This window comes from Citrobacter sp. ABFQG, from assembly GCF_004322975.1.
Lineage (GTDB): Bacteria > Pseudomonadota > Gammaproteobacteria > Enterobacterales > Enterobacteriaceae > Citrobacter > Citrobacter freundii.
In genome coordinates this window covers 4336965-4355254 of record NZ_CP036435.1, presented here as the reverse complement: position 1 = coordinate 4355254, position 18290 = coordinate 4336965, and the positions used below count along the sequence as shown (strand labels likewise).

Below are 18290 nucleotides of genomic sequence, written 5' to 3'. Positions count from 1 at the left end.
AAGACGACATTCAGCTTGATTACAGATTACATCAGAACGCATAAAGCGGTCTGATAACAGAATTTGCCTGGCGGCTGTAGCGCGGTGGTCCCACCTGACCCCATGCCGAACTCAGAAGTGAAACGCCGTAGCGCCGATGGTAGTGTGGGGTCTCCCCATGCGAGAGTAGGGAACTGCCAGGCATCAATTAAAGTGAAGAAGCCCATCCTGACGGATGGGCTTTTTTGCGTGTGTGCGGGGTAAAAACCGCCGGGCTGAACGTATTGATTGTGCAGGCCTGATAAGCGTAGCGCATCACGCAATTCCGGCGGCAGATTGCTGGATTCGACGTAACCGCCTTAATCGACTAACAAAAGCACACTGTCTCGATCTACTACACGGATCTCTCCCTCGAACATATCTGAATCCTTTCTCTGCTAATTAAAATCGTGATCTTTCCTGCATAATAATATATAACAATTATATAACATTTAATTCACTAAAAAACACACAACCATCATTGATAAATTCATGCGATCGTTGGCAGGGGTACAATTCTAATGGCTGATAGTAGTGTAACTGAGAACGGGGCGCTGGCAGACGGCGATACCCGCCGTCGTATATGGGCGATTGTCGGAGCATCATCAGGGAATCTGGTCGAATGGTTTGATTTCTATATCTACTCTTTCTGTTCTCTTTATTTTGCTCATATCTTTTTCCCATCAGGAAATACCACCACACAACTCTTACAAACCGCCGGCGTGTTTGCCGCAGGCTTCTTGATGCGACCAATTGGAGGCTGGTTGTTTGGCCGTATTGCGGATAAGCACGGGCGTAAAAAGTCCATGTTGCTGTCCGTTTGTATGATGTGTATGGGATCGTTGGTGATCGCTTGTCTACCGGGATATGAAACTATCGGTACCTGGGCCCCTGCGTTATTACTGCTGGCCAGACTATTCCAGGGGTTATCTGTAGGTGGTGAATACGGAACCAGCGCGACCTATATGAGTGAAGTTGCCGTTGAAGGTAAGAAAGGTTTTTATGCTTCATTCCAGTACGTGACGTTAATCGGCGGACAGTTACTGGCATTGCTGGTTGTGGTCATATTACAGCACACGTTAGAAGACTCTGCACTCAGAGCGTGGGGGTGGCGTATTCCATTTGCGTTGGGCGCCGTGCTGGCTATTGTTGCGCTATGGCTGCGTCGCCAACTGGATGAAACCTCGAAACAGGACGTTCGCGCGCTGAAAGAAGCGGGTTCCCTGAAAGGTCTGTGGCGTAATCGCAAAGCCTTTGTCATGGTGCTTGGCTTTACCGCCGCGGGTTCGTTGTGTTTTTACACGTTCACAACCTACATGCAGAAATACCTAGTCAATACAGCTGGTATGCATGCCAACGTAGCCAGCGGGATTATGACGGCGGCACTGTGTGTGTTCATGCTGGTTCAACCGCTGTTCGGCGCTTTGTCAGATAAGATTGGCCGGCGTACTTCAATGCTGTGTTTTGGCGCGTTGGCTGCGATTTTCACTGTTCCCATTCTGACAGCATTGCAAAGCGTAACATCCCCGTATATGGCGTTTGCTCTGGTGATGAGTGCCCTGTTAATCGTGAGTTTCTATACGTCAATCAGCGGTATTTTGAAGGCTGAGATGTTCCCGGCGCAGGTGCGCGCTCTGGGAGTTGGCTTATCTTATGCGGTGGCTAATGCCCTGTTTGGTGGCTCAGCTGAATATGTGGCGTTATCCCTGAAGTCTGTCGGTATGGAAACGACATTCTTCTGGTATGTCACCGCGCTGGCAGTTGTCGCGTTTTTAGTATCGCTGATGCTGCATGGGAAGGGGAAAGGTCTGCGCCTCTAGTAATGTGCCAGTTGCCAGACCGCATAGCCGGTAGACGCGCCTGCAACATCCCAGGCGAAGTCCTTCCAGCTCCAGCCGCTCCCTGCGGGACGGCTGTCCCACAGTTCTTTTGACGCGCCCAGGCTGACTGAGAACATCAGGCCGATAGCCGCACTGCGATCGCGGCTGTTGCCCTGATGTTGGGCATATTCATTGCCGGCTGCGGCAAGCATGGCGGAGGCGATGAAGTGTTGAGCTTTGTCTTGCCCACTCCACTGGTCGTTAGCCATGTGGCTGCAGCCAGAAATGGCCAGGATGCTGGTAAGAATGAACAGGCGCACCGTTGCCTCCATATGAAAAACCCCGTCACTGGACGGGGTCTTGATTACAGAATACGGCTAATTAATCTGTCGATACGAATACGGCGTAGTCGACGAATGAGCTTACGCACTTTGACTGGATAGTCAGCAATACTTTGCAGGTCGCGATAGTGCTTAACGACGGTAGTATGCGTACGGATAAGCTCCAGCTCTTTATCGCGCTGGGGAGTCAGCTCTTGCTTAGGATCGTGGATAAGGATGGCGTTTTCCAGATCCAGACGCCAGGCGCGAGGGTTAAGGTTGTTGCCGGTGAGCAGCATCCATTTATCATCAACCCACATACCTTTCAGATGATAGGTGTTGTCATCATCTTTCCATAGGCGTACGACCAGCTGGTCGGTATTCACGTAATACTGCAATCTGCTCAGGAAACGGCGCAGATTTATTTCATACAGATAAGGCAGCGCGCCGATGATCTTGAATGGCTCATCTTCTGGAATGAAAAAGTCGTTGGCGGTTTTATCACCGACAATGATTTCAACCTTTTTCCCTTCACGCAGCAGTTGAATGATATTGCGCACCAGTATGGCGGGCAGGTTGAAATAAGGGGTACAGATTGTGAGTTTGTGCTCCGCGCAGGGCATAAGATGAAAAATGGTCTTATTTAACAGACTGGATTTCCCAAGGCCCACCAGAGGCGTAACCGAAAGCTGTTCGTTATCAGCATCACCCTGAAAATGGAATGACGCATCACGCAGTTCTTGGCGGTACAGGCGGATATCGTTTTTAATTTCCGGGCTTTTAGGTCGGTTGATATCATCAAGGCGGTTAACGCCGCGACCCTTTATCAGGTTCTGCGTAACCCAATCGAACATGATATCGGCCATTTGCGCATTGCGAATCAACTGATAACGGTCATAGCGATATTTATCATGCTGATGCAGGTAAACATCGTTCAGACTGGCCCCGCTGTACAGGACGCTGTCATCGATAATAAAGCCTTTGAAATGCAGGACGCCAAGCGCTTCACGGGTGTTAATCGGAACGCCATAAACAGGAATATCGATACCAGGGTTTTCTTGCGCCATTCGGCAATACCAGTCAGCATTAGTATTGGATGCCGCAGCCCCAATACGACCGCGCTGAGCTCTGTGCCAGTCGACAAGTACCCGGACATCCAGTTCAGGACGCTGCCGTTTTGCCGCATAGAGAGCGTCAAGTATGCCTTTACCACCGTCATCCTGTTCCAGGTACAGCGCAATAATGCAGATCCGTCGCGTCGCGCTGGCTATTTTTTCCAGCAGAGTCTCCCTGAAATTAGCGGGAGCATAAAAGAAATCTACATCATCAACTGACTGAGAAATCTTGGGTAGTTGGGCAAGGTGTTGTTGATGTTTATTACGCTTAAATTTTGACAACATCACAGTGCATTTCTTCTCTGTTCATTGAAGGGTCCTCTGTGCTATGCAGACGACATAAGCGGGCAATGATACCACCAGTACCCATTAATGTGGTCAACATTTCCAGTACCTTACTCACGATTCCTCACATTGGGCCAGATTAAGCGTTAGCCCAACAATTCCCTCTTCGAGCTGGACGTCAACAACAAACCCGAGTTTTCGGGCCAGGGCGACCATCCCACGATTGTTTGGCATCGTAATACCATTCAAACGTATAAGTCCGTGATCTCGGGTATATGCAATTAATTTTTCCATCAATCGGCGACCCAGTCCAAGCCCTTTGAGATCGGAACGAACCAGTACGGCAAACTCAGCATCTACGTTATCAGGATCCGAGATTGCTCGCGTTACGCCGAGGATCTCTTCGTGATTATCTTTACAACGCACCGCAACAAAAGCCATTTCCCGATCGTAGTCGATCTGCGTCATATTGGCTAAATCTTCGTGGGTAAATTCATTGATCTCACTGAAATAGCGATAATAAAGATCTTCTTTTGTCACTTGAGAAATGAACTGCTGTAGATGAGGTTCATCCTCCGGTAAAATGGGGCGGAACAGACAGCGCTCGCCGTTCTTCAACTCCACCCACTCTTCAAGCTGATGGGGGTAGGGACGTACAGCCAGCCTGCTTTCGTTATCTCCCGCGAAAGGGGCAATATCCAGCGTAACGTCCAGCGCGGTAAATTCTTCGGCGGAGGCCAGCAGAGGATGAATATCCAGACGCTGAATTTCCGGGCAGTCGACGATCAAGTTGGAGACCTGCACCAGAAGTTGGCTCAACCCGGCGATATCCAGCGGACGTAGTGCGCTGCGAGCGCGGATCTTTTTATTTTTGATCCCCTGGATCACCAGATAACGCGCCAGATTCATGTTCAATGGCGGCAAGGCCACCACGGCTTGCTCTTCCGGTCGCCACTCAACACCACCTTCACCCAGCATAATCAACGGACCAAATACCGGGTCGTGTTCAACGACGACGCGAAGTTCTTGAGCACCAGCGCGATTCGCCATACTTTGTACTAATAAACCGTGAATGCGTGCCTGCGGCCAGGCCATTTTTACCCGATCGAAAATTGCATTGGCAGCCTGCTGCACTTCTGTTGCTGTACGCAGGTAGAGCATTACCCCCTGAACTTCCGACTTATGCGGGATATCAGGAGAACGCAGCTTGAGCGCCACCGGGTAGCCGATTTGCTCCGCGATGTGTACGGCCTCTGCGCTGTCGCTGGCGATCCAGGTCGGCAGTGTATGTAAGCCATAGGCCTGTAAAATAGGCTGAACTTCATGAGTATCCAGCGACGTTGCGCCTTCTGCAATCGCCTGTTGTAACAGATTATGCGCTTCGGCGGTGTTGGTGGTCAGATTGTCGGGTAGCGCAGGCGTTTCACGCAGTTGCTTCTGGTTACGCCGGTACTCCACCATATGCATAAATGCAGTGATAGTGCCTTCAGGCGTGCGGTAGGTTGGTAATCCGGCTTCGCTAAACAGTCTGCGTGCTTCCTGTGAGGAAAACTCTCCGCACCAGTTGGTCAGCAACGAGACGAATTTTCCTCGGGGATGATGCTTTACCGCTTCAATCAATGCCTGTGCGCTTTCGGTTCCGGGAGCGGCTGCGCTGGGTGAATGAATCACCATCAACGCGTCGAAATCCTGGCTGGCGAGCAAAATATCCAGCGTCTTAACGTAGTGTTCGCTGCTGGCGTCATCACGCAGATCCAGTGGGTTGGCGATATCAACATGTTCAGGCAAGGCATCGCGTAATTTCTGGCAGGTGTCTTCATTCAACGTCGCCAACTTGCCATTTTTTGACCACAGTTCATCTAATGCCAGTGCGGCAGGCGCGGCCCCATTGCTGATGATCATTAGCCTGTCGCCACGTAGTGGACGCATGTGGCTCAAGGTTTCGACTGCTGAGAACAGCTCGTGAGTGTCTTGTACGCGCAGTAAACCGGCGCGCTGAATAGCTGCATCCCACGCAGGGTCCATCCCGGCGCTGGTATGCAGTAAACGCTGCGCTGCAGGGCTGCGACCGCTCTTAATCACCAGAATAGGTTTATTGCGCGAGGCGCTACGGGCGGCGGAAACAAAGCGCCGGGCATCACTTAAATGTTCGAGATACAGCAAAATCGCGCTGGTTTTACTGTCGCGTGCCAGGTAATCCAGTAGCTCATCAACGTCGATATCCAGGCTATCACCCAGCGCGATAAAGTAAGAAAAGCCCATTTCTCTCTGCTGTGCCCAGTCGAGTATGGTATTGGACACGGCGGCGGATTGAGAGATGAAAGCCAGCTTGCCGCGCTTAATCGGGACGGGGGAAAAGCTGGCGTTAAGTCCTTGCCAGGGTGCGAGAAGTCCCAGGCTGTTGGGACCCAGAAGACGTATGTTGTAGCGTGATGCGCAGGCCAGCAGCTCCGCGTGCTGCGCCGAGGGTGCTGAGAGAATAATGCAGGTTTTACAACCTTTCTCGCCAAGTGCTTCGAATAATGCCAGGTTACGGCTGGCATTGGTGCACAACACTGCGAGATCGGGGCTAAAAGGCAGGCTGTTGATATTGGGCCACGCCAGTACGCCCAACACCGCTTTCCATGCGGGCGTCACCGGTAAAACAGGTCCATTGAAACCGCCAGCAAGCAGGTTACGCATCATCAGGTAACCTGCGCGATTAGGCTTCATTGACGCCCCAATCACCGCAATGGATTTCGGTCGCAATAGTGCTTCCAGACCACGCTGACTCATATCGGCTTCCTTAATGACACCAGTGACCGAATGATTTTAAACGTTTTCTGATAAATCTGCTGTGACGCTTCCCTGATGTTGAGTTTTTCCTGCCAGGTAGCGGGTTTTAAAGCGAGTAAAATGATCGCTTAACCCTTCTGCGGCTTGCGTATCTCCCGCCAGATCCAACAAGGCGATGGCCACCTCGGCTGTGCAATATTGCCCTTCGGCGTGAACGCCACGCAGGTGGTAAGCAGAAAGGCGTGATAAATCAACAGAGATCACCGGCAGGTTATCGAGGTACGGGCTTTTGCGGAACATTTTACGCGCCTCAGGCCAGGTGCCGTCGAGCATGATAAACAATGGGGGCTTACCGGCTGGTGGCGTGAAAATCACCTCACGCTCTTCACCTGCATAGGAGGCCGGGAATACAACCATCGGCTGGTAATCCGGATTTTTCACCAGTTCCAGCAGCGCCTGCGGCGGCTCGGTACGTGACCACTGAAAAGCCGTGGTATCGGGCAGAATATCGGCAATTAAACGCCCCGTGTTGCTGGGCTTCATCGGCTCGGTATCAAACATCACCAGACAAAAGCGACTTTTTGCCTCAGAGGGCGCCAGAGTTGCGCACAAGCAGAGCTTCTGCGGCAGCAGGCAGCGTTGACAGCGGCGAACGCGATTACCTCGGGCAAGGAAAGGACGCGTGGCGCGCGCAAGGCGCTCAGCGCGTAACTGAAGAACAGCGTTATCGGTCATGGGGAAACACGTTGAAAAACGCTATTGTCGCAGAGGTGAAAACGGGGCACAAGATGCGCCCCGTAGAGATTATAATGATTCGTTAAGCCAGCTATCAAACGGGGCTTTTGGTACAGCGCCGTTAAGCATGTCGACGATTTCACCTTTTCTGAAGATCATGATGGTCGGAATGCTGCGGATACCGAAACGGGCGCTGAGTTCACGCTCGGCTTCCGTATTCACTTTAACAAAACGCACTTTGCCGCTACGCTCTTCCGCGACATCTTCAAAAATCGGGGCGAAGTTACGACATGGACCACACCAGGGGGCCCAAAAGTCAACGACCACCGGGAGATCGTCTTTTAACAGTTTATCCAGTGTCTCACCGGTCGCATTGATCACCTCCCCATCAAACAGGTCGTGACCACAGCGTCCGCATTTAGCCGCTTCCTGGACACGATCGTCAGGGATGCGGTTGATAGCCTGGCAGCTGGTACAAACGGTATTCATAACTAACCTCTGGATGAGTGGAGTGGACTTCACGGCATAAACGCCAGTATGTTTCTATTATGTTACATATTATCGGAGAGTCTGTTCTAAACAACAATGCGTTTTATTCAATGAGTACAATAGTCCTTAGCTTTTAAATGAAATAATGGCTAACGACGTGCACATCGGGTAATCTGCGCGCTTCGCGCAGAGCAGGTGGAGAAAAACATGAGCGACGAACTGAAGAACAAAAACGGCAAGGTCAAAGTGATGTACGTCCGCAGTGACGATGACTCGGATAAACGCACCCAAAATCCACGTACTGGCAAAGGCGGCGGTCGCCCCGGTACTTCCCGAGCCGAAGGCGGTCGTCGCCCTGCCCGTGATGAACGAAAGGGTCCGAACAGCGAACGTGGTCGTGAACGCGGGCGTGACCGCGATGTAGAACGCGACCGCAGACGTGAAGATTCACCGTGGCGTACCGTTTCCCGCGCACCGAATGATGACGCAGCGGATAAAGCCGATCACGGCGGTATTAGCGGTAAGAGCTTTATCGATCCTGAAGTATTACGCCGTCAGCGCGCGGAAGAAACCCGCGTTTACGGTGAGAATGCCTGTCAGGCTCTGTTCCAGAGTCGTCCGGACGCTATCGTCCGCGCCTGGTTTGTTCAGAGCGTAACCCCGCGTTTTAAAGAAGCATTACGCTGGATGGCGGCAAACCGCAAAGCCTATCACGTGGTTGACGAAGCCGAGCTGGCGAAAGCCTCTGGCACTGAACACCACGGTGGCGTCTGTTTCCTGATCAAAAAACGTAACGGCACCACCGTTAAGCAGTGGGTCAGTCAGGCAGGGGCGCAGGATTGCGTGCTGGCACTGGAAGATATCGCTAACCCGCATAACCTGGGCGGTATGATGCGTAGCTGCGCGCACTTCGGTGTGAAAGGCGTGGTGGTTCAGGATGCGGCGCTGCTGGAATCGGGGGCGGCTATCCGTACTGCTGAAGGTGGAGCAGAGCATGTTCAGCCGATTACCGGTGACAGCATTGTCGATGTGTTGGACGATTTCCGTAACGCGGGTTACACGGTAGTGATGACCTCAAGCGTGAAAGGTAAACCGCTGTTTACTACCGCGCTGCCGGAAAAAATGGTGCTGGTATTAGGGCGTGAGCGTGAAGCTCTGCCAGAAGCAGCATGTTCAGCCGACGACCTGTGCGTGGCGATTGACGGTACCGGCAAGGTAGAAACGCTCAATGTTTCTGTCGCGACCGGCGTTTTGCTCGCGGAGTGGTGGCGTCAGAACAAAGCCTGATAATAAAAATGCCAGCGAATCGCTGGCATTTTTTTACTCGCTTTCTGCGGGTAATACCGGCATCCAGTCAATCGGTTTTTCACCTCGTTGTTCCAGCCATTCATTCGCCAGTACAAAGTGATTGCAACCAAAGAAACCGCGATGCGCAGAGAGCGGTGATGGGTGGGGCGCTTTCAACACATGGTGACGCTGCGCATCAATAATCGCGCCTTTCTTCTGTGCGTGAGAACCCCAGAGCAGGAAAACCACGCCTTCCCGATGTTGGTTAATCAGGCTGATGACTTTATCGGTAAATGTTTCCCATCCAAGGCTGGCGTGAGAATGTGCCTGACCGGCGCGAACGGTGAGTACGGTGTTGAGTAACAGTACCCCCTGGCGTGCCCAGCTTTCCAGATATCCGTGCGTGGGGCGGGTGAAGCCGGGAATTGTTGCTTCCAGCTCTTTGTACATGTTCAGCAACGAAGGCGGAGTGGCAATCCCCGGACGAACAGAGAACGCGAGACCGTGTGCCTGGCCTGGGCCGTGGTAAGGATCCTGACCCAGGATGACAACTTTCACGTCACCAAGCTCGGTAAAACGAAACGCGTTAAACACATCTTTTTGCGGCGGATAAATTGTCATTCCTGACTGACGCTCGCCGGCAACAGTATGCAGTGTGTTAACAAAATAAGGCTGCTGTTTTTCTTCAGCCAGCACATCGTGCCAGGTTAATTCGGTGGCCATCTCGCTCTCCTGCGAATTTTCAATCCCCCTAGCTTAACTGCTTCTTTCGACGTCGCAAAATTCTGTACGTTTCTCAATGGTCTACCCCTTAAAGATAGTTGAAAATTTATGTAAAAAGTTTAGCTGTGTACACGGCGTAAGTTGATGTAAAACAATAAAATCCACCTATCACCACTTTTCATGTGTGGTTTTTATTGATTTAAATCAAAGATTCGAGGGTGTGTGAGGGGTATATATACACTCAAGCAACAATGGTTTTACCAATTGGCCGGATGACGGCCAACCGAGATCAAATAATTTTGCCGGGGAGGCATCAAATGATTACAGGTATCCAGATTACTAAAGCTGCAAACGACGACCTGCTGAACTCTTTCTGGCTGCTGGACAGCGAAAAAGGCGAAGCACGCTGCATCGTTGCGAAAGCAGGTTTCAATGCTGATGAAGTCGTTGCTGTCAGCAAACTGGGAGAAATCGAATACCGTGAAGTACCGGTAGACGTACAGCCGGAAGTCCGCGTGGAAGGTGGTCAGCACCTGAACGTGAACGTTCTGCGTCGCGAAACGCTGGAAGATGCAGTTAAGCATCCGGAAAAATATCCGCAGCTGACCATCCGTGTTTCTGGTTATGCAGTGCGTTTCAACTCTCTGACCCCAGAACAGCAGCGCGACGTTATCGCTCGTACCTTTACTGAGAGCCTGTAAGGCTCACGGGGAATAGCCCCGTTTAGCAAAGAATCAAAAAGCGGAAGATGCCAGTGTGTCTTCCGCTTTTTTGCATCCGTTAGTAAAAGATCCTTACCGCGCAATACACCAACAGCAGCGCCAGAATGATATTCAACTGCCGGCCGTAACGGCGAAAAACGCGCTGAAAAAGATGGCCCGCCAGCGCCCAGCAGGCATTTGTGAAGGTGCCGATCAGCGCCAACAGAATACTCACCCCAATCAGCCAGTGTGCGTCCTGAGTGTACGGTAATACAAACGTGGATAACGCGGTAATGCCGTACAAAATGATTTTGACGTTAACAAACTGCAAGCCAAAACTCGCCCAGAAGCTAATCGGCTCTGACCGCAAATCATCGTTTGTAGCCGGGCTGGTGGCGATCTTCAGCGCCAGCCACAGGATATAAGCTGCCCCAGCCCAACTGAGCCAATGGATGATGGCAGGATCCATAACCGCCAGTGAAAATGACGGGCGAAACGCTGCTGGCGTATAAAATGCCGCAGGTTTTACAGCGAGTTAAACAACGTGCGCCCCATGTGCGGTTGTCTTTACAGTCACTCAATTGTTATGTAATTCGCGATGCGTTGCTCAGTGATGAGGTCGATCTGGGGGGGGGGTTATCGGGTGGGTAATGACGATGCCCTTGAGTTGATGCCGCTAGGCGATCAGTCACTGGCATTAGTTGCTTCGCCGCTGCTCCAGCACGTTAATTTTACTCAGTATAACCAGCACATTCCCTGCAGTTTTATCATTAATGAGCCGCAATGTATTTTCAGACAGCGCTTCGAGGGGCTACTGCGTAAACGACAGATTACGCTGGAAAATACCATTGAGTTATGGAGCATTGAAAGCATTAAGCAGTGCGTATCGGCAAATCTTGGGGTCAGCTTTTTGCCGCGTTTTGCCGTTGAGAGGGAGCTACGTTCAGGGGAATTGATTGAATTACCGTACAGTGAACAACCTGAGTTAATTACGGCATTGTGTGGTTATCATGCCGGAAAAGTCGTTAGTCCGGCGATGCGTGTGTTCCTTGAGTGTATTGAAGAGAGTTTTGCATCACGTGAAAAAATGCCGGGCTAAACGGCCCGGCATTCGGTTTACTCTTTGTCGGACTGCTGGGTAGCAGCTCCGCTCGGCTTACGACGTTTGCCGATATTTTTTGCATCGCGGTGACGTTTTTTCACCCGCGGCTTCTCTTTCTCTTTCGCTTTTTTCTCGGCGCGCTTCGCCAGCACTTTCTTGGATGGTTTACCGTTGGATTTCTCACTTGGCGCGCGCGTGGTTGGACGCAGTTCGTCGATGACGCGTGCTTTCAGCGGCTCGTCAATATAGCGGCTCGCTTTGCCGAGAAGCAGATGGTCGTGCGCTTCAACCAAAGAGATCGCAGTACCTTTACGACCTGCGCGACCGGTACGGCCAATGCGGTGCAGATAGGCATCGCCACTGCGCGGCATGTCGAAGTTAAACACATGGCTGACGTCAGGAATATCGATCCCGCGAGCGGCAACGTCGGTGGCTACCAGCACGTTCACGCGACCATCGGTCAGGCGTTTGATCGCTTCATTGCGTTTGTTCTGCACCATCTCGCCTTCGAGATAGCAGTTGTTAATGCCCGCCTGGCGCAGCCAGCCTGCCAGCTCGTGCACACGCTCGCGTTTACGTACGAAGACAATCGAGCGGGTCGCTTCCGGCTGTTTTAACAGATGGATCAGCAGGGCAGTTTTGTGCTCGATGTCATCAGCACGGTAGTAAAACTGATGGATCTTCTTGCGTTCGCGGGTGGACGGATCCGCTGAGACTTCGACCGGATCTTCCAACAGACGCTCGGCAAAATCTTTAATCGCATCGCCTTCCAGCGTGGCGGAGAACAGCATGGTTTGCTTACGCCAGCGGGTTTCACCGGCGATATGTTCGATGTCCTGGGCAAAACCCATGTCCAGCATACGATCTGCTTCATCGAGAATTAGCGTCTCAACCGCATGGCAGTCGAAGTTTTCTTCTTTAATGTATTGCAGCAGACGACCCGTGGTGGCAACCACGATGTCCTGGTTTTCGCTAAAGACTTCCATGTGGTTCATGTAAGCCACGCCGCCGGTAATGGTCGCGATATCCAGATGCGTATTTTTCGCCAGCTCACGGGCGTGTTCAGCAACCTGCATCGCCAGTTCGCGCGTTGGCGTCAGGATTAAAATGCGCGGCGGACCGGATTTCTTGCGTGGGAAGTCGAGCAGGTGCTGCAACGCTGGCAGCAAATATGCCGCCGTTTTACCGGTGCCTGTCGGCGCAGAACCGAGTACATCACGGCCATCGAGCGCAGGCGGAATGGCGGCAGCCTGAATGGCGGTCGGGCGAGTGAAACCTTTTTCCTGGAGGGCATCCAGAAGGCTTTCATCGAGTTCAAGTTCGGAAAAAGTCGTTACAGTCATGTTCTACCTCTGAGTGGGGCGCTGATTATAGACGTTACGGCTGCAATCTTCATCTGTTTGTATGGATATACCTTCTCAGGTATTGTTTTTATCCTATGTTATCGTTTTTTTTCCAGGAAGGTTGTTCTTCATGCCCCAGTCTACATCCGTACTGAAACGTAATGGATTTACTTTTAAGCAGTTTTTTGTGGCACACGATCGCTGTGCAATGAAAGTCGGAACGGACGGCATTTTATTGGGGGCCTGGGCCCCCGTTGCGGGCGTAAAGCGGATCCTGGATATTGGTACCGGGAGCGGCCTGTTGGCGCTGATGCTGGCCCAGCGCACTGATGAAAACGTCATCATTGACGCCGTGGAGCTTGATGTCGACGCCGCGCAGCAGGCGCAGGAGAACATCGCGCACTCTCCGTGGATGCATCGCGTGAGTGTTCATACAGAAGATGCGCAACAGTGGATACCGCGTCAGACCGTGCGTTTTGATTTGATAATCAGCAATCCTCCCTATTATGAACAGGGCGTGGAATGCGCTACACCGCAGCGCGAGCAGGCCCGCTATACCACCTCGCTCGATCACCAGGCGTTGCTTACGCTGGCGGCGGACTGCATTACGGAAGACGGTTTTTTTTGTGTGGTGCTACCGGAGCAGATTGGTAACGCATTTACTCAGCAGGCGCTTAGCATGGGCTGGCATCTGCGATTGCGCACGGATGTAGCAGAAACCGAGGCCCGTCTACCGCATCGGGTATTGCTGGCATTCTCCCCGCAGGCCGGGGAGTGCTTTAGCGACAGGCTGGTGATCCGTGGGCCAGACCAACGTTACTCTGAAGGTTATACGGCGCTGACCCAGGCGTTCTATCTGTTTATGTGATGACTGAGCGGCGAGAGAATTGACGGGCCCGCCTCTGGAAGCTGTTCTGGGTAATCCAGCGTGTAGTGCAGGCCCCGACTCTCTTTGCGCATCATCGCGCAGCGGACAATCAGCTCGGCAACCTGCACCAGATTGCGCAGCTCCAGTAGGTTGTTCGACACACGGAAATGGGCGTAATACTCGTCGATTTCCTGTTGCAGCATGGTGATACGGCGCAGGGCGCGTTCCAGACGTTTAGTGGTGCGCACAATACCGACGTAATCCCACATGAACAGCCGCAGCTCATGCCAGTTATGCTGGATAACAACCAATTCATCTGGATTTTCTACCCGGCTTTCATCCCAGCCCGGGAGCGTGCTGACGCCGCGTGCATAAGGCATACGCCTGTCGATATCTTCAGCCGCGGACCAACCGTAAACCAGACACTCCAGCAATGAGTTCGATGCCATCCGGTTGGCGCCATGCAGGCCGGTGTAACTCACTTCGCCGATCGCATACAACCCATCGACATCGGTACGGCCAAAGTCATCAACCATCACGCCGCCGCAGGTATAGTGCGCGGCAGGCACGATGGGAACAGGTTCTTTGGTTAGATCAATGCCCAGTCCCAGCAACTTTTCATAAATCATCGGGAAATGCTGACGAACAAATTCTTCCGGTTTATGACTGATATCGAGGAACATGCAATCTGCACCCAGGCGCTTCATTTCATGATCAATGGCGCGGGCGACAATATCGCGGGGAGCCAGTTCGCCACGCTCGTCAAAATCGGGCATAAAGCGTGAACCGTCCGGGCGTTTCAGGTGCGCGCCTTCGCCGCGCAGCGCTTCGGTCAGCAGAAAATTGCGCGCCTGCGGATGATACAGCGCTGTTGGGTGAAACTGGTTAAACTCCAGGTTGGCGACGCGGCATCCCGCACGCCAGGCCATTGCAATTCCGTCACCCGAGGAAATATCCGGATTGGTGGTGTATTGATACACCTTTGACGCGCCGCCAGTGGCCAGCACTACCGACTTAGCATGGCAGGTTTCTACGGCTTCTTTATTACGATTCCAGATCCAGGCACCGACAACCCGACGCGTTCCCGGCAGACCGATTTTATCGGAGACAATCAGGTCGACAGCATTACTGCGCTCGAGAACCCGGATGTTGGGATGATTTTGTGCCTGGCTGACGAGGGTGGTTTCGACTTCTTTGCCGGTAGCATCCGCAGCGTGCAGGATACGTCGATGGCTGTGACCGCCTTCACGGGTCAGGTGATAGCTCTCTTCACCGTTAGGCTGAACCTGCGTATCAAATAAGACGCCCTGATCGATAAGCCATTGAACGCAGGTACGGGCATTGCTGGCGACAAATTCAACCGCATGGCGATCGCACAGCCCGGCCCCGGCAATCAGCGTATCTTCAACGTGGGAGTCGATACTGTCGGTTTCATCGAAAACCGCGGCAATACCGCCCTGGGCATAAAATGTCGAGCCTTCGCTGACCGGCCCTTTGCTCAGGACAATAACCTGATGCTTTTCAGCCAGGCGCAGCGCCAGTGAGAGTCCGGCAGCCCCGCTGCCAATGATCAGCACGTCACAGGATAATTCAGGAGTCGTATTCATGATTTTTGTTTAATTTACTAAACAGTGTTTGGTCACCATAGCACCACATTGCGCGATACTGCACGTTTTATTTTTAAACGTGTTGCAATGACTAAACATGAAAGAAAAACATGATGAGGGCGAAATAGGCAAAAATATTTTGTGAAGCAGGCCGTTAGCACCAGATTATGTGATGAAATAAAGTGCCCGTTGGGTTACTCTGCAAGCGGTGAAATGGGCATTTCTGTACAGATAGTGCGTTGATCGGGTTATGTAGACTTATAATGAGAGATAAGACCTGTCTACAACATGACAAACAAAAAACAATGCGTAACGGAACTTTACGAAACTTGAGCACTCTAAGCATTTGCTTGCTCATAGTGAAGCTGATGGAGTGGCGTTTCGAAGGCGCGTGGAAATTTGGTTTGGGGAGACTTTACCTCGGATGAGCGAGCAGTTAACGGACCAGGTCCTGGTAGAACGGGTCCAGAAGGGAGATCAGAAAGCCTTTAACCTACTGGTAGTGCGCTATCAGCATAAGGTGGCGAGTCTGGTTTCTCGCTATGTACCATCGGGTGATGTACCCGATGTAGTACAAGAAGCATTTATCAAAGCCTATCGTGCGCTGGACTCGTTCCGGGGGGATAGTGCTTTTTATACCTGGCTGTATCGTATTGCGGTCAATACAGCGAAGAATTACTTGGTCGCTCAGGGGCGTCGTCCACCTTCCAGTGATATAGATGCGATTGAAGCAGAAAATTACGAAAGTGGCGGTGCGCTGAAAGAAATTTCGAACCCTGAGAACTTAATGTTGTCAGAAGAACTGAGACAGATAGTTTTCCGAACTATTGAGTCCCTCCCGGAAGATTTACGCATGGCAATAACCTTGCGGGAGCTGGATGGCCTGAGCTATGAAGAGATAGCCGCTATCATGGATTGTCCGGTGGGTACGGTGCGTTCACGTATCTTCCGAGCGAGGGAAGCTATTGATAATAAAGTTCAACCGCTTATCAGGCGTTGACGATAGCGGGATACTGGAAAAGGTATTAGGCATGCAGAAAGAAAAACTTTCCGCTTTAATGGATGGCGAAACGCTGGATACTGAGTTGCTCAAAGAGCTGGCTCACGACCCGGAAATGCAAAAAACCTGGGAGAGTTATCACCTGATTCGCGATTCCATGCGAGGTGATACTGCCGACGTTCTCCATTTCGATATTTCCGCCCGCGTAATGGCCGCCATCCAGGATGAGCCGGTACGCCAGACGGCGCCATTGATTCCTGAGGCCCAGCCAGCACCGCACCAGTGGCAGAAAATGCCGTTCTGGAAGAAAATGCGTCCGTGGGCCGCGCAGCTTACTCAAATGGGTGTGGCCGCGTGTGTATCACTTGCAGTTATTGTTGGCGTCCAGCACTATAATGGGCAATCTGAAACGTCCCAGCAGCCCGAAACGCCGGTATTTAATACATTACCGATGATGGGTAAAGCCAGTCCGGTAAGCCTGGGTGTACCTTCTGATGCGACGGCCAGCGGCGGTCAACAACAGCAGGTACAGGAGCAGCGTCGTCGTATTAATGCCATGTTGCAGGATTACGAACTGCAACGTCGACTGCACTCTGAACAGCTTCAGTTTGAGCAGGCCCAGACACAGCAAGCCGCTGTGCAGGTGCCAGGAATTCAAACTTTAGGAACGCAATCGCAGTAATGAAGCAACTTTGGTTTGCCATGTCACTTGTGGCTGGTAGCCTGTTCTTCTCTGTCAACGCCTCGGCCAATCCTGCGTCCGGGGCGTTGTTGCAGCAGATGAATCTGGCCAGCCAGTCGCTCACCTATGAGCTGTCATTTGTCAGCATCAATAAGCAGGGTGTTGAATCCCTACGTTATCGCCATGCCCGCCTGGATAACCGTCCGCTCGCGCAACTGTTGCAAATGGATGGTCCGCGCCGGGAAGTGGTGCAACGTGGCAACGAAATCAGTTATTTTGAGCCAGGTCTCGAACCGTTCACTCTGAACGGCGACTATATCGTTGACTCACTGCCCTCCCTGATTTACACCGACTTCAAACGTCTTGCTCCCTACTATGATTTTATCTCAGTAGGCCGCACCCGTATTGCCGATAGGCTCTGTGAAGTGATCCGCGTTGTGGCGCGTGACGGCACCCGTTACAGCTATATCGTTTGGATGGACACTGAGACCAAGCTGCCAATGCGTGTTGATCTTCTTGACCGTGATGGCGAAACGCTGGAACAGTTCCGCGTCATCGCGTTTACTGTTAACAACGGTGTCAGCGACAGCATGCAGACGCTGGCGAAAGCCAATCTGCCGCCGTTGTTGTCAGTTCCTGCGGGTGAGAAAACCAACTTCAACTGGAGTCCGTCGTGGTTGCCGCAAGGCTTCAGCGAGGTGTCCAGCAGTCGACGTCCGCTGCCGACGATGGATAACATGCCGATCGAATCACGGCTTTATTCCGATGGTCTGTTCAGTTTCTCCGTGAACGTAAACCGCGCGATGCAAAACAGCGCCGATCAACTGCTGCGCACTGGACGCCGCACGGTTAGCACCAGCGTGCGAGATAACGCCGAAATCACTATTGTCGGTGAGCTTCCGCCGCAAACGGCGAAGCGTATCGCGGACAATATTAAGTTCAGGGCTGCACAATGATTAAAGAGTGGGCGACGGTCGTCTCCTGGCAAAATGGTCTGGCGACGGTCAGCTGTGATGTTAAAGCATCATGTAGCAGCTGTGCTTCCCGGGCCGGATGCGGGAGCCGCGTGCTGAACAAACTGGGACCACAGACCACACACACCATCGTGGTGCCCTGCGACGAACCCTTGACCCCTGGTCAAAAAGTTGAACTGGGCATTGCCGAAGGTAGCCTGCTCGGTTCGGCGATGCTGGTCTACATGTCTCCGTTGGCGGGACTGTTTCTTTTCGCGGCGCTATTCCAGGTACTGTTTGGTTCCGATCTTGCGGCATTAAGCGGAGCAGTGTTGGGGGGCGTGGGCGGATTCCTGATTGCTCGTGGATACTCTCGTAAGCTTGCTGAACGCGAAGCCTGGCAGCCGGTCATTCTGAACGTTGCTCTCCCACCCGATCTTATTCGCGTCGAAACCCAGCAGTGATAT

The 18290-nt window shown here is 52.3% G+C and carries 17 protein-coding genes, 1 rRNA gene and 2 pseudogenes; 11 read left to right on the top strand and 9 right to left on the bottom strand.

Going from position 1 to position 18290, the window contains the following annotated elements; genetic code table 11:
* Positions 1 to 66 precede the first annotated feature (66 nt).
* Together rrf and WN16_RS21420 are read left to right on the top strand one after the other, a co-directional pair.
* Positions 67 to 182 (top strand): 5S ribosomal RNA (rrf, locus tag WN16_RS21425).
* A 357-nt stretch (positions 183 to 539) separates the two neighbouring features.
* Positions 540 to 1838 (top strand): MFS transporter, encoded by a 1299-nt coding sequence (locus WN16_RS21420; RefSeq protein ID WP_016150786.1) that lies wholly within the window; start codon positions 540 to 542, stop codon positions 1836 to 1838.
* On the opposite strand, the gene WN16_RS21415 is transcribed toward WN16_RS21420, so the two are convergent.
* The 5 genes from WN16_RS21415 to trxC form a co-directional block, all read right to left on the bottom strand.
* Positions 1835 to 2158: a YfiM family lipoprotein gene (locus WN16_RS21415; protein ID WP_003838356.1), complete on the bottom strand. Its 324-nt coding sequence runs from the start codon at positions 2156 to 2158 to the stop codon at positions 1835 to 1837. The two genes, WN16_RS21420 and WN16_RS21415, sit on opposite strands and share 4 nt — an antisense overlap.
* A gap of 44 nt (positions 2159 to 2202) precedes the next feature.
* Positions 2203 to 3558 carry a CDP-diacylglycerol--serine O-phosphatidyltransferase gene (gene pssA / locus WN16_RS21410; RefSeq protein WP_008319601.1) on the bottom strand — a complete coding sequence of 452 codons (1356 nt, stop codon included), beginning with the start codon at positions 3556 to 3558 and terminating at the stop codon, positions 2203 to 2205.
* A 114-nt stretch (positions 3559 to 3672) separates the two neighbouring features.
* A complete protein-coding gene (pat, locus tag WN16_RS21405) occupies positions 3673 to 6333 on the bottom strand; it encodes a protein lysine acetyltransferase (protein WP_044701964.1) in 2661 nt (886 codons plus the stop codon).
* A 36-nt stretch (positions 6334 to 6369) separates the two neighbouring features.
* The gene (gene tapT, locus WN16_RS21400; protein WP_003037557.1) at positions 6370 to 7068 is read right to left on the bottom strand and encodes a tRNA-uridine aminocarboxypropyltransferase; all 699 of its coding nucleotides are present in this window, start codon (positions 7066 to 7068) and stop codon (positions 6370 to 6372) included.
* 69 nt (positions 7069 to 7137) lie between these two features.
* Positions 7138 to 7557, bottom strand: coding sequence for a thioredoxin TrxC (gene trxC, locus WN16_RS21395; protein WP_003037559.1), 420 nt, complete (start codon positions 7555 to 7557; stop codon positions 7138 to 7140).
* Between the two features lie 207 nt (positions 7558 to 7764).
* Between trxC and WN16_RS21390 the strand changes: the two genes are divergently transcribed.
* Positions 7765 to 8844 (top strand): tRNA/rRNA methyltransferase, encoded by a 1080-nt coding sequence (locus tag WN16_RS21390; RefSeq protein WP_003838362.1) that lies wholly within the window; start codon positions 7765 to 7767, stop codon positions 8842 to 8844.
* 33 nt (positions 8845 to 8877) lie between these two features.
* Here WN16_RS21390 and ung read toward each other — a convergent pair whose 3' ends face one another.
* A complete protein-coding gene (ung, locus tag WN16_RS21385) occupies positions 8878 to 9567 on the bottom strand; it encodes a uracil-DNA glycosylase (protein ID WP_003037561.1) in 690 nt (229 codons plus the stop codon).
* Positions 9568 to 9884: 317 nt separating this feature from the next.
* Between ung and grcA the strand changes: the two genes are divergently transcribed.
* Complete coding sequence (gene grcA, locus WN16_RS21380) at positions 9885 to 10268, top strand: autonomous glycyl radical cofactor GrcA (protein WP_003037563.1); 384 nt, start codon at positions 9885 to 9887, stop codon at positions 10266 to 10268.
* Positions 10269 to 10347: 79 nt separating this feature from the next.
* Here grcA and eamB read toward each other — a convergent pair.
* A pseudogene (gene eamB, locus WN16_RS21375) lies at positions 10348 to 10755 on the bottom strand (cysteine/O-acetylserine transporter); the annotation flags it as partial.
* On the opposite strand from eamB, the pseudogene WN16_RS21370 reads away from it, so the two are divergent.
* Positions 10755 to 11367: pseudogene (locus tag WN16_RS21370) on the top strand (substrate-binding domain-containing protein); the annotation flags it as partial. The pseudogenes eamB and WN16_RS21370 sit on opposite strands and share 1 nt — an antisense overlap.
* 17 nt (positions 11368 to 11384) lie before the next feature.
* Here the strand turns inward: WN16_RS21370 and srmB are convergent.
* Entirely contained in the window at positions 11385 to 12713 is a 1329-nt protein-coding gene (srmB, locus tag WN16_RS21365) for an ATP-dependent RNA helicase SrmB (RefSeq protein ID WP_003037569.1), read from the bottom strand.
* A gap of 130 nt (positions 12714 to 12843) precedes the next feature.
* Here srmB and trmN point away from each other — a divergent pair, with 130 nt between their 5' ends.
* Positions 12844 to 13581, top strand: coding sequence for a tRNA(1)(Val) (adenine(37)-N(6))-methyltransferase TrmN (gene trmN, locus WN16_RS21360; protein WP_016150783.1), 738 nt, complete (start codon positions 12844 to 12846; stop codon positions 13579 to 13581).
* Here trmN and nadB read toward each other — a convergent pair.
* Positions 13566 to 15188, bottom strand: a complete 1623-nt coding sequence (nadB, locus tag WN16_RS21355; protein ID WP_003037572.1) for an L-aspartate oxidase — start codon at positions 15186 to 15188, stop codon at positions 13566 to 13568. The two genes, trmN and nadB, sit on opposite strands and share 16 nt — an antisense overlap.
* Before the next feature lie 263 nt (positions 15189 to 15451).
* On the opposite strand from nadB, the gene rseD reads away from it, so the two are divergent.
* The 5 genes from rseD to rseC are packed head-to-tail and all read left to right on the top strand — an operon-like array spanning position 15452 to position 18287.
* Positions 15452 to 15616 (top strand): rpoE leader peptide RseD, encoded by a 165-nt coding sequence (rseD, locus tag WN16_RS21350; protein WP_049259737.1) that lies wholly within the window; start codon positions 15452 to 15454, stop codon positions 15614 to 15616.
* Positions 15613 to 16188, top strand: coding sequence for an RNA polymerase sigma factor RpoE (gene rpoE, locus WN16_RS21345; protein ID WP_003037573.1), 576 nt, complete (start codon positions 15613 to 15615; stop codon positions 16186 to 16188). The genes rseD and rpoE overlap by 4 nt, the downstream gene beginning before the upstream one ends.
* A 31-nt stretch (positions 16189 to 16219) precedes the next feature.
* Complete coding sequence (gene rseA, locus WN16_RS21340; protein ID WP_003037574.1) at positions 16220 to 16870, top strand: anti-sigma-E factor RseA; 651 nt, start codon at positions 16220 to 16222, stop codon at positions 16868 to 16870.
* Entirely contained in the window at positions 16870 to 17826 is a 957-nt protein-coding gene (gene rseB, locus WN16_RS21335) for a sigma-E factor regulatory protein RseB (protein ID WP_003847063.1), read from the top strand. Before rseA ends, rseB begins: the two co-directional genes overlap by 1 nt.
* Positions 17823 to 18287 carry a SoxR-reducing system protein RseC gene (gene rseC, locus WN16_RS21330; RefSeq protein ID WP_003037576.1) on the top strand — a complete coding sequence of 155 codons (465 nt, stop codon included), beginning with the start codon at positions 17823 to 17825 and terminating at the stop codon, positions 18285 to 18287. The genes rseB and rseC overlap by 4 nt, the downstream gene beginning before the upstream one ends.
* The last annotated feature ends 3 nt before the right edge of the window (positions 18288 to 18290 follow it).

Excerpts from the sequence above, each read along its gene's own strand:
- WN16_RS21420 (WP_016150786.1), top strand. The coding sequence starts at position 540 with ATGGCTGATAGTAGTGTAACTGAGAACGGGGCGCTGGCAGACGGCGAT.
- pssA (WP_008319601.1), bottom strand. The coding sequence starts at position 3,558 with ATGTTGTCAAAATTTAAGCGTAATAAACATCAACAACACCTTGCCCAA.
- pat (WP_044701964.1), bottom strand. The coding sequence starts at position 6,333 with ATGAGTCAGCGTGGTCTGGAAGCACTATTGCGACCGAAATCCATTGCG.
- tapT (WP_003037557.1), bottom strand. The coding sequence starts at position 7,068 with ATGACCGATAACGCTGTTCTTCAGTTACGCGCTGAGCGCCTTGCGCGC.
- trxC (WP_003037559.1), bottom strand. The coding sequence starts at position 7,557 with ATGAATACCGTTTGTACCAGCTGCCAGGCTATCAACCGCATCCCTGAC.
- WN16_RS21390 (WP_003838362.1), top strand. The coding sequence starts at position 7,765 with ATGAGCGACGAACTGAAGAACAAAAACGGCAAGGTCAAAGTGATGTAC.
- ung (WP_003037561.1), bottom strand. The coding sequence starts at position 9,567 with ATGGCCACCGAATTAACCTGGCACGATGTGCTGGCTGAAGAAAAACAG.
- grcA (WP_003037563.1), top strand. The coding sequence starts at position 9,885 with ATGATTACAGGTATCCAGATTACTAAAGCTGCAAACGACGACCTGCTG.
- srmB (WP_003037569.1), bottom strand. The coding sequence starts at position 12,713 with ATGACTGTAACGACTTTTTCCGAACTTGAACTCGATGAAAGCCTTCTG.
- trmN (WP_016150783.1), top strand. The coding sequence starts at position 12,844 with ATGCCCCAGTCTACATCCGTACTGAAACGTAATGGATTTACTTTTAAG.
- nadB (WP_003037572.1), bottom strand. The coding sequence starts at position 15,188 with ATGAATACGACTCCTGAATTATCCTGTGACGTGCTGATCATTGGCAGC.
- rseD (WP_049259737.1), top strand. The coding sequence starts at position 15,452 with ATGAGAGATAAGACCTGTCTACAACATGACAAACAAAAAACAATGCGT.
- rpoE (WP_003037573.1), top strand. The coding sequence starts at position 15,613 with ATGAGCGAGCAGTTAACGGACCAGGTCCTGGTAGAACGGGTCCAGAAG.
- rseA (WP_003037574.1), top strand. The coding sequence starts at position 16,220 with ATGCAGAAAGAAAAACTTTCCGCTTTAATGGATGGCGAAACGCTGGAT.
- rseB (WP_003847063.1), top strand. The coding sequence starts at position 16,870 with ATGAAGCAACTTTGGTTTGCCATGTCACTTGTGGCTGGTAGCCTGTTC.
- rseC (WP_003037576.1), top strand. The coding sequence starts at position 17,823 with ATGATTAAAGAGTGGGCGACGGTCGTCTCCTGGCAAAATGGTCTGGCG.